Origin of the sequence: Paenibacillus sp. 1001270B_150601_E10 (assembly GCF_015558675.1) — a bacterium.
Taxonomy (GTDB): Bacteria; Bacillota; Bacilli; order Paenibacillales; family Paenibacillaceae; genus Paenibacillus_B.
This window is the reverse complement of the sequence record NZ_JADMOL010000003.1, coordinates 352,813-362,314: the sequence shown is the minus strand read 5'-3', so window position 1 is coordinate 362,314 and position 9,502 is coordinate 352,813. Positions and strand designations below refer to the sequence as shown.

At 48.8% G+C, this 9,502-nt stretch carries 7 protein-coding genes; 6 read left to right on the top strand and 1 reads right to left on the bottom strand.

All coding sequences use genetic code 11. From position 1 onward, the window contains the following. The first annotated feature begins 305 nt into the window (after positions 1-305). From I2H74_RS10205 to I2H74_RS10180, 6 genes are all read left to right on the top strand, one after another. Complete coding sequence (locus I2H74_RS10205; RefSeq protein WP_195573847.1) at positions 306-1,550, top strand: multidrug effflux MFS transporter; 1,245 nt, start codon at positions 306-308, stop codon at positions 1,548-1,550. A gap of 381 nt (positions 1,551-1,931) precedes the next feature. Beyond that, positions 1,932-2,459, top strand: a complete 528-nt coding sequence (locus I2H74_RS10200; protein ID WP_229106544.1) for a sigma-70 family RNA polymerase sigma factor — start codon at positions 1,932-1,934, stop codon at positions 2,457-2,459. Beyond that, positions 2,456-2,992: a hypothetical protein gene (locus I2H74_RS10195; RefSeq protein WP_195573846.1), complete on the top strand. Its 537-nt coding sequence runs from the start codon at positions 2,456-2,458 to the stop codon at positions 2,990-2,992. The genes I2H74_RS10200 and I2H74_RS10195 overlap by 4 nt, the downstream gene beginning before the upstream one ends. A gap of 45 nt (positions 2,993-3,037) precedes the next feature. Then, positions 3,038-4,438 carry a hypothetical protein gene (locus I2H74_RS10190; protein ID WP_324254044.1) on the top strand — a complete coding sequence of 467 codons (1,401 nt, stop codon included), beginning with the start codon at positions 3,038-3,040 and terminating at the stop codon, positions 4,436-4,438. A 498-nt stretch (positions 4,439-4,936) separates the two neighbouring features. Further along, positions 4,937-6,670: an ABC transporter ATP-binding protein gene (locus tag I2H74_RS10185; protein ID WP_195573845.1), complete on the top strand. Its 1,734-nt coding sequence runs from the start codon at positions 4,937-4,939 to the stop codon at positions 6,668-6,670. A gap of 103 nt (positions 6,671-6,773) precedes the next feature. Next, positions 6,774-8,504: an ABC transporter ATP-binding protein gene (locus I2H74_RS10180; RefSeq protein ID WP_195574064.1), complete on the top strand. Its 1,731-nt coding sequence runs from the start codon at positions 6,774-6,776 to the stop codon at positions 8,502-8,504. A gap of 71 nt (positions 8,505-8,575) precedes the next feature. Here the strand turns inward: I2H74_RS10180 and I2H74_RS10175 are convergent, their stop codons facing one another. Then, a complete protein-coding gene (locus I2H74_RS10175) occupies positions 8,576-9,133 on the bottom strand; it encodes a GNAT family N-acetyltransferase (RefSeq protein WP_195573844.1) in 558 nt (185 codons plus the stop codon). Between the last annotated feature and the right edge of the window lie 369 nt (positions 9,134-9,502).

Here is a 9,502-nt window from a genome sequence, read left to right as displayed (position 1 = left end):
CGTGATCGACATATGAAGTATACCTGAATCGGCTATCATGTTGAACGTAAAGCACGGGCCAGCGTGCAGGATTGTTCCATAAAAGGATAAAGAATGACACAGCTAAAGCCGCCTGAGGACTGTAATGGTCGATCAGGCGGCTTTTCTCTTGTCACTTGCATTGGTAAAGGCTTCTTCGCGAACCTTTAAAATTATAAGAAAAATTCATCTAATCCCCTTAGTAGATATGTTAAGATGTACTTATTGTGCACGCCTAGGCAATAGGACACACGGAACATCTTAATAGAGAAAGTTGGGATACACCTATGACGACTGCGACTGAAACGATCGCAACCTCAGCGTCGATATCACGCAAGCAGCGTATCGGGCTTGCCTGCGTGCTCGGTTCGATGACGGCGATAGGGCCGTTATCGATTGATATGTATTTACCGTCACTGCCGATCTTGGCGACGGATTTGAAGACGACAGCTTCCTTTGCACAGCTTACGTTAACGGCGTTTATGCTGGGCATTGCCTTAGGTCAGCTCCTTATGGGACCGCTAAGCGACGCTTATGGCCGTCGCAAGCCATTGATAGCATCGCTGATCGTATATGCCTTATCTTCCTTCCTATGTGCCTTTATCCCATCCATCTGGGGATTGGTGCTGCTGCGCTTTGTCCAAGGGGTGGCTGGAGCAGGCGGTATCGTAATCGCACGCGCGATGGTGAGAGACTTGTATGATGGCCCCGAACTGACGAAGTTCTTCTCGCTCCTGATGCTGATTAATGGTCTGGCTCCAATTATGGCTCCAGTAGCGGGAGGTCAGCTTCTTAAAGTCACAACCTGGCACGGCGTCTTTGTCGTACTTGGCGTGCTTGGCATCTTGCTGATCGCAGGCGCTGTATTTGGTCTAAAAGAAACGCTGCCGAGCTCCATGCGTGCATCAGGCGGTGTGAAGCAGACCGTATCGACCTTCGGCGTTCTATTGAAGGATCGCATGTTTGTCGGCTTCATGCTCTCCATGGGTCTGATCTCTGCATCCATGTTTGCTTATATCTCGGGTTCGCCGTTCGTTCTCCAAGACATTTATGGCGTGTCGCCGCAAGGCTTCAGCTTGTTCTTCGCGATCAATGGCCTTGGGCTGATTATTGCAACGCAGATTACAGGTCGTCTTGCTGGGCGATATACAGAGAAGAGCTTGTTTATGGCAGGACTTATCATCTCTCTCGTCAGCTGTCTTATTCTGCTTGTCACGGTCATTCTTCACGCACCGCTTCCCGCAGTGCTGATTCCGTTGTTTATCGCGATATCCAGTACAGGGGTTGTCAATACCGCCGGCTTCTCGCTTGCGATGGGCAACCAGAAGAAGCGTGCTGGCAGCGCATCGGCCCTTCTTGGTCTACTGCCGTTCATCTCAGGCTCGATCGTAGCGCCGCTAGTTGGGATTGGCGGGGGAACTACGGCAGTGCCGATGGGAATTGTCATTGCAGGCTGCAGCCTGCTGGCATCTTTGTTCTATGTAACACTAGTGCGTGCTGGGGGTAACCATTCGAAGGTGGAAGCGGAGTAAATGATCGATAACGGATCGATGATCGATTTGGTTTAAAAAAAGAGCTTCATTGTTAAATAAGCACAGAGTGATCAAGCAACAGCTATCCTAACAACATCATAGAAACATTTTATCCGATGATAGGAACGCTTATCATTTTGCTGATGAATGTTAGCCGCAGGAAGGCGCTATTGAACATGATCAAGAGTGTCTTGATAGCCCTGATCCTTTCTAAGGCTGCATATCTCTCAAAATGATAGGCGTTTTTTATTTTTTTGAAAAAGAGGCAGGGGTAAGTCCATATGCCTTCGTCTATACATCTGGAAGGAGGGGAGAGCGATCGAAGAGGAAGAGCTGGTCTATCGAATACGTCAAGGCGAGTCTGAGGCCTTTAGACGATTGATGGAGCAATATCGACAGCATGTCTATCAAGTAGCTTATTCGGTTGTGCGACATCAGGCCGATGCGGAAGATATCGTACAAGAAGCCTTTATCCAGATTCATCGTGCTCTCCCCCAGTACGAGATGAAAGGTTTAAAGGCATGGATATCCCGAATTACTGTTAATAAGGCGATCGATTATAAACGCAAAAAAGCAAGACAGCTGGAAGCTGCCATACAGCCATGGCCGTATGCGGATATAGAAGAAGGAAGTGCTCAGCGTGCTTGTGCTGCGGAACAGCCTCTTATCCAACCCTCTTATGATGTGCTGACAGAGGTGCTGGATCATGAGCGAAAGCAGCAGCTGCAGGATGAGCTTGAACGCATTCCGCCGCTGCATCGCGCGATGGTCCAAGCTTTTTACTTGGAAGAGAAGAGCTATGATCAGATTGCCGCGGAGCAGCACATTACGCTAAAAACGGTGGAATCAAGGCTGTATCGGGCAAGGCAATGGCTTCGAAGTCACTGGAAGGAGGAGGATTGGCAGTGATCTCATATACACAGGAAGATTGGGCGGCATATATTGCAGGCTTGGTGTCGGAAGAGCAGCGACAGCAGATGGAAGCTGAGCTTGAGCAATCGGATGAAGCATTGGCTCTCTATCTGCTTGCGATGGAGGAATCCGCGTCTATGCTCCCTCCTATTGAGATAGAAGCAGCGCAGTCCATCACGGACTCGCTTATGGATACGCTGTATCCCCCTTCCACAGTCGGAGCTAATGTTGCCGCCCTGCACCATCAGCAGAAGGCTGTGCAATCGGAACAGCTAAAGCAAGAGCAGCAAGCGGATATACCGAGTCACGAGTCATTAGACTCTTCGACTCCCCGCACTCGCCATCGGAAGTGGAATGAGCATCCTTTATTTCATTATACGATTGCTGCCGCAATCACCATCATTTTCATGGCGAGCGGCTTCTTCGAGGCTCTATCGATTGAGCCGAAGACGCTGATTGAACGGCCTAGCGGTTCGATTACGCATGGAATGGTGGAGACTTTTACAAAATGGTTTGGCGCGAAGCCTTAAGCATGCAGCAATCTTATGAATTGTCAACGAAGGAGTGGATTCACATTGTCTATGTATCGAAGCAAAGGACTAGCCTTTTTTCTTAATTTAATCCCGGGGCTTGGCCATTATTATGCAGGAAAAAAGGGGAAGGGCATTGTTTATGGCCTGCTGTTTTTTGGCCTGCTGGGGCTTGGTTTTATGGCGGGCATTGTCGCTCATGATGAAGGGCCTTTTATCTTATTAGGGTTCATCGCGATGCTGGTTGGGTTCATCAGCATGGTGGATATGCTCGTGTATCTCATTAATACTCCTCACATCCTAAGCGCTTATGGCTTGCAGATGATGCAGTGGGAAGGCATGAATGGGGCAGGCCCAATGTCGATGGGGATGATGCCGGAGTCTCGAAATGAACGATTCTTTACCATCCTGTTATCCTTCATTCCGGGGCTTGGTCATTTCTATCTGGGGCTGATGCAGCGAGGTTTGTCCTTCTTGATGGCGTTCTTTGGACTCTCAACCGTATTGATTTTTACAGCTGCTATAACAAGACAAGAGGGCGTATTTATCTTCCTAGGTCTGCTGCCGATCATCTGGCTGTACTGTATGTTTGACGCCGTGCAGTCTGTACATCGGAAGCGCCGTGGGGAGATCTTGGAGGATCGCACTTTATTTGATGATTATGATGCGTTCCGTGAAGTGGGCCGCAGAAGCAAGATGCTGGCAATGGTGCTGTCTGTTCTCCCAGGAGCCGGCCATATGTACCTTGGCCTGCAGAAACGAGGCTTGCAGCTCATGGTCGCTTTCTTTGGCGCGATCTATGTGTTTGATTTCCTGCGCTTATCCTTTTTCTTCTTTGTCATTCCACTGATCTGGTGCTTTAGCTTCTTCGACGCCTTGCAGCAGATTAGCCGTTCAGGCCGTGAGATGTTGTTCGATGTTCCTATCGTTAAGTCAACAGGAACTCACAAACGCCTGCTTGGTTCGGTTCTTGTAGGGCTCGGAGGCTATTATTTGCTTGTTCGCTTGGTGCTGCCGGTGCTTGAATATCAATTTGCGATCTCTGTGCATCTGCGCTATCAGATCGAGGAATATTTACAGACGATTATCATTGCCATTGTGTTGATCGGCGGCGGATTGCGGCTATTGTTCCGCTCTTCTCCGCGAGACTCTTCACCAGGCTTGTCCTTGGATGAGCGTCCCTACCCTACGGTAGATTCCTTCGTCCATCCAAGTCCGATGTCGGCTGCACAGCCCGTACCAGCTTATGATCGTCATGAATCGAAGAAGCAAAGCCATACATCCATGGTGCAGTCATCGGCTTCTATTGAGGAAGAAGCTTCAATAACGGAAGCGACCAGTAAAGCGGCTTCGGAGTCCAGTCCAAAGCCAAAGACGAAAGGAAAATCGTCTTCGGAAGGTCACTCTTCATCTGCAGAAGAGATTAAGCCCGACTATCAGGGATAGAGTGTCCATGATAGCCAAGTGAAGACTGAATGGATTAGACCGGATGCAACGATTCATTCATCGGAGTTTGAAGCTAACGAAAAATAATCAAACGATAAAAGACGATGGTCACAATCATATAAACGAAACATGATTTTTATAAAGAACTTCTGGTGCTACGGAGCAAAAGAGCAAACAGCACATTGTACACTAGCTATAATCGCTAGAAACTTGCTGTGCTTTTGTTCATAAGGGGAAGGGTCATCCATTCATATGATCCTACCTCAGCTTCGTGGCTTCAGGAGTTCTTTTTACATTTCTACTGACAGTTTGAGATTGTTCAAGAAAACTTCGGAATGCAAGCATGAGGGTCAAAATATGTATTTTTTGCAATATCCTCATTTTGACGAACCTAAGGTCTAATGGTTAGATAAATAGTGACGATTGATTGAACGAGAACGTGAGCGAAAGGCATGCAGAACAATAAAAAATGAACGATGATATCAACAAGGAGGACGAATGAAGAAAGTACTCTCATATTTGAAACCGTATTATCTTCCGATGACGATCGCTCTTGTGCTGATGCTTGTTGAGCTGGTCGTCGAGCTGATGCAGCCTCTTTTTATCGCAAAAGTCATTAATGAGGGCATTATGGTGAAGGACATGCAGGCTGTCATGCTATGGGGCGGCATTATGCTTGGACTTGCGCTGCTCGGCTTTGCCAGCGGTGTAATTAACTCGTTCTTTGCCTCTTATGTCAGTCAGCACTATGGCTTTGATCTGCGAAAAAGCTTGTTCGCGAAGATCCAATCCTTCTCTTTTGCGAACTTCAGTCAATTCCCTACTGCGACGCTGATCACCCGTGTGACGAGCGACGTTACAACGATGCAGAACTTGATGTTTATGGGAATGCGAATCATGCTGAGAGCCCCGCTTATGCTGGTGGGCGGCTTGATCATGTCTTTATTCGTTAACATGAAGCTGGCTTTCATCCTTGTGGTCGTTTCGCCGATCCTCTTTTTCTTCCTGGTTTGGCTGATGCGCACAGGCTTCAGTCATTTTCATGCAGTTCAAGAACGATTGGACCATGCCAATAGCGTGCTGCGAGAGAACTTGCTTGGCATGCGGCTGATTAAGTCATTTGTACGCGACAAGCACGAGGAGCAGCGCTTCCTTGACTCCAACGAACAGCTCATGGATCGCACAGTGAAGGCGCTTCGTCTTGTAGAAACAGCAGTCCCAACACTCACGCTTGTCATGAATGCAAGCATCCTGCTTATCCTATGGTTCGGTCATGAGCAGATTATGGCTCAGGCAGGCACCAATGTCGGGGATGTCGTAGCGATCGTTAACTACACGGCTCGCATGACAGGGGCTTTGTCGATGATCTCGATGATCGTGACCAATATCTCTCGGGCTAGAGCGTCCGCCCTTCGGATCGAGCAGGTGCTGGATGCAGAGGCTGATATTGTGGAAAAGGATAATCTCGACCCTAAGCAAGCCATTGGGGCAGGAAAGGTTAACTTTGACAAAGTATCCTTCCATTATCCCGATCATGCTATTCCCGTGCTTGAGGATATCACCCTTGAGGTCAATCCAGGTGAGCTGGTTGCTTTTCTTGGGGCAACAGGCTCTGGCAAGACGACAATGTTCCAGCTCATACCACGCTTATATGATGTTACCGAGGGAAGCGTGTTGGTAGACGGACAGGATGTCCGCGATCTTTCCTTGGATCTCTTGAGGGGAGCCATTGGCTATGTACCGCAGGAGGCCCTGCTGTTCTCCGGGACCATAGCAGATAATATCCGCTGGGGGCGGACACACGCGAGCGATGAGGAGATCATCGATGCCGCGCAGCGGGCACAGATTCACGATACGATTATGAAGCTGCCGAAGAAGTACGAGACGGTCATCGGTCAAAAGGGCGTGAACCTGTCCGGCGGACAAAAGCAGCGCTTATCGATTGCGAGAGCGCTTGTGCGAAGACCGAAGGTGCTGCTGCTGGATGACAGCACGAGCGCACTGGATGTGAAGACTGAAGGTCGCCTGCTGAAGTCGCTGCCGACCGATTCCTGCACGACGCTGCTGATTACGCAGAAGATCAGCACTGCGATGCGTGCCGATCGCGTCGTCTTGCTGGATGACGGCAAGCTGCTTGCAATGGGAACGCATGATGAGCTGATGAGCCAATCAGAGCTATATCGCCGTATAGCAGAATCACAGTTCGGAGAGGAGGCGGTTTCCCTTGTCTAAACCACAGCAATCCATCCAGCCGGGTGCCGCTTCGGTATCGGCGACTGGAAAAGGCCATCCAGGCGGACACCCGCACGGCAAAAAGAAGCAGAAGCCAAAAGACATGTTCGGCACCTTATTCAAGGTATGGTGCTACTTGTCGGAATATAAACGGTCGTTGGCGCTTATTTTGCTCATGGTCATTATGAGCTCTGGACTTGGATTATTAGGTCCATATCTGCTTGGCTACACCATTGACCGTATCCATCTTCCAGGCAATTATTCCTTGCTGTTTCTCCTTGCCCTGCTGGCAATCGTCTATGTGCTGGGCTCTATCACGCAGTGGCTGCAAAATATTTGGATGATAAGCATTGCGCAGAAGGCGGTCTATCGCATGCGCAATGATCTGTTCAACAGCCTTCATCGGCTGCCGGTGGCTTATTTCTCCAAGCGTCAGCATGGAGAGTTGATGAGCCGATTGACCAATGATATCGACAATGTAAGCCAGACGTTGAACAGCTCATTCATTCAGCTGTCCTCCAGTATTCTCACGTTTACGGGAATGCTTGGACTGATGCTGTGGCTGAGTCCGCTGCTCACGCTTATCACACTAACCATCGTTCCCGCGATGTTCCTTGGGATGCGCTGGATTACGAATCGTACAGGAAAGTATTTTAAAGAGCAGCAGCGGAATCTAGGAGAATTAAACGGATTTATCGAAGAGACCTTTTCAGGCCAAAAGATGGTTAAGGCATTCTCTCAGGAACGACAAGTTACAGAACAGTTTGAAGAAAAGGGTGCGAGACTTCGAGAAACGGGGTATTGGGCGCAAACCTATTCAGGCTTTATTCCAAAGCTCATGAATATGCTGAACAATGCGAGCTTTGCTATTATTGCAGGTGCAGGCGGGGTGATGGCCGTTAATGGCATCATCACAGTAGGGGTGATTGTCACCTTTGCAGAATATGCCCGCCAATTTACTCGACCGCTTAATGACCTTGCCAACCAGTTCAACACATTCCTGTCCGCTGTGGCAGGGGCGGAGCGGGTGTTTGAGATTATTGAAGAGGAGCCGGAAGCGAAGGATGAGGGCAGGGCGAGAGACATAACCGAGGTGAAGGGCGAGATCGAATTCCGGAATGTATCCTTTGCCTATGAAAAGGATGTCCAGACCGTATCCGATGTCAGCTTCTACCTGAAGCCAGGCCAGACAGCGGCGCTGGTGGGACCTACTGGAGCAGGCAAGTCTACCATTATCAATCTGCTGTCGCGATTCTATGATCCTCAAAACGGAGCCATTCTACTTGACGGCGTGGATGTACGCAGCTTAACGCGATCTAGTCTTCGCAAACAGATGGCCTTTGTTCAGCAGGATACGTTTTTGTTCCAGACGACGATACGGGAAAATATCCGCTATGGGCGTCTTAATGCCAGCGATGAGGAAGTGGAGCGGGCGGCTGAGCTTGCAAACGCCCATAACTTCATTCGCAAGCTGCCGAATGGCTACGAAACGGTGCTTGATCAAGATGGCAGCGGCATCAGCCAAGGGCAGAAGCAGCTATTGACGATCGCAAGGGCCATCCTAGCAGATCCGGCGATCCTGATCCTGGACGAAGCGACAAGCAGCATCGATACGGTGACTGAGCTTCGCATTCAGGATGCCCTTTATCGCTTGATGGAAGGCAGAACCAATATCGTGATTGCCCATCGTCTCAATACCGTTCGCAAAGCAGACGTGATCATGGTGCTCGTTGAGGGTCAAATCCTTGAGAGCGGCTCCCATGAAGAACTGATGCGGCAAGAGGGCTACTATTATGAGCTTGTGCAAAGCCAGTTTGATCGTATGTCTGGCTAGCTGCTAGGCTGGCAAAGGAAGGGTGCTCCCCAAGCTGGAAAGCTGAGGTGAGCACCCTGTTTGTTTTTACGCTACTTTACATATTTCTCACGATATTCGTCTTCCAACATGCTCATGATAATCGAATTATAGTAGCGATGGTTGTAGAAGAGGGCATCTCGTTGAATGCCTTCCTGCTTGAACCCAATCTTCTGATAGACATGAATCGCACGCTCATTATACGCGTACACATTTAGCTCCACACGATGCAGATTGCAGATGCCAAAGGCATAATCCAGCATCAATCTGATCGCTTCACTGCCAAAGCCTTTTCCTTGATGACTGCCGCCATTGATTGCAATTCTTAGCCCCGCGCTTCGATTCATGCCATCAATCTCTTGAAGCTCAATGTCGCCAATTGGCTCGTTGGTATCCTTGCGAATAATCCAGAGCAGCACGCTGGACGAATCGAGCCCCTTCGCTTCCAAATGCCGAACAACCTGATGCTTGGAAAAGGAAGCCTTCGTGCCTGTTAAATAACGAACATCCTCATCATAAAGTGTTGCATAGTATTGATCCGCATCCTCTACTTCAACAGGTCTTAAATACACGTTATCACCTTGAAGCCAGCTATATGATTCAGCCGTCATGTTTTGTTCCTCCTCATACGAGCATGATTTTTCCTCATTCTTGGGGTCAATATCAAAAATGTTAGCATGATTTTCAGTCGTTCTCTATATTCGTGTATAAGAAAGAATGATTATAAAGCTTTATTACTGTAAGGCAAACTGCATGTGGTTTGGGTCAAATCAAGGATTGCCCAAAAGGCAGGAATGGCGAAGGAGGATCTTGATGAAGAACAAAGGTTGGTTCTATGTGCTTACCGTAATACTTTTATTCTCATTTGTACCGCAGGCATGGGCAGCGAATGCAGACAATGTCTATCTTGGACCTGTAGGAGCAACAGATTCCACGCTTGTGATGAGCGATTGGTCTCCTACGCAAACGACCCCTTATAC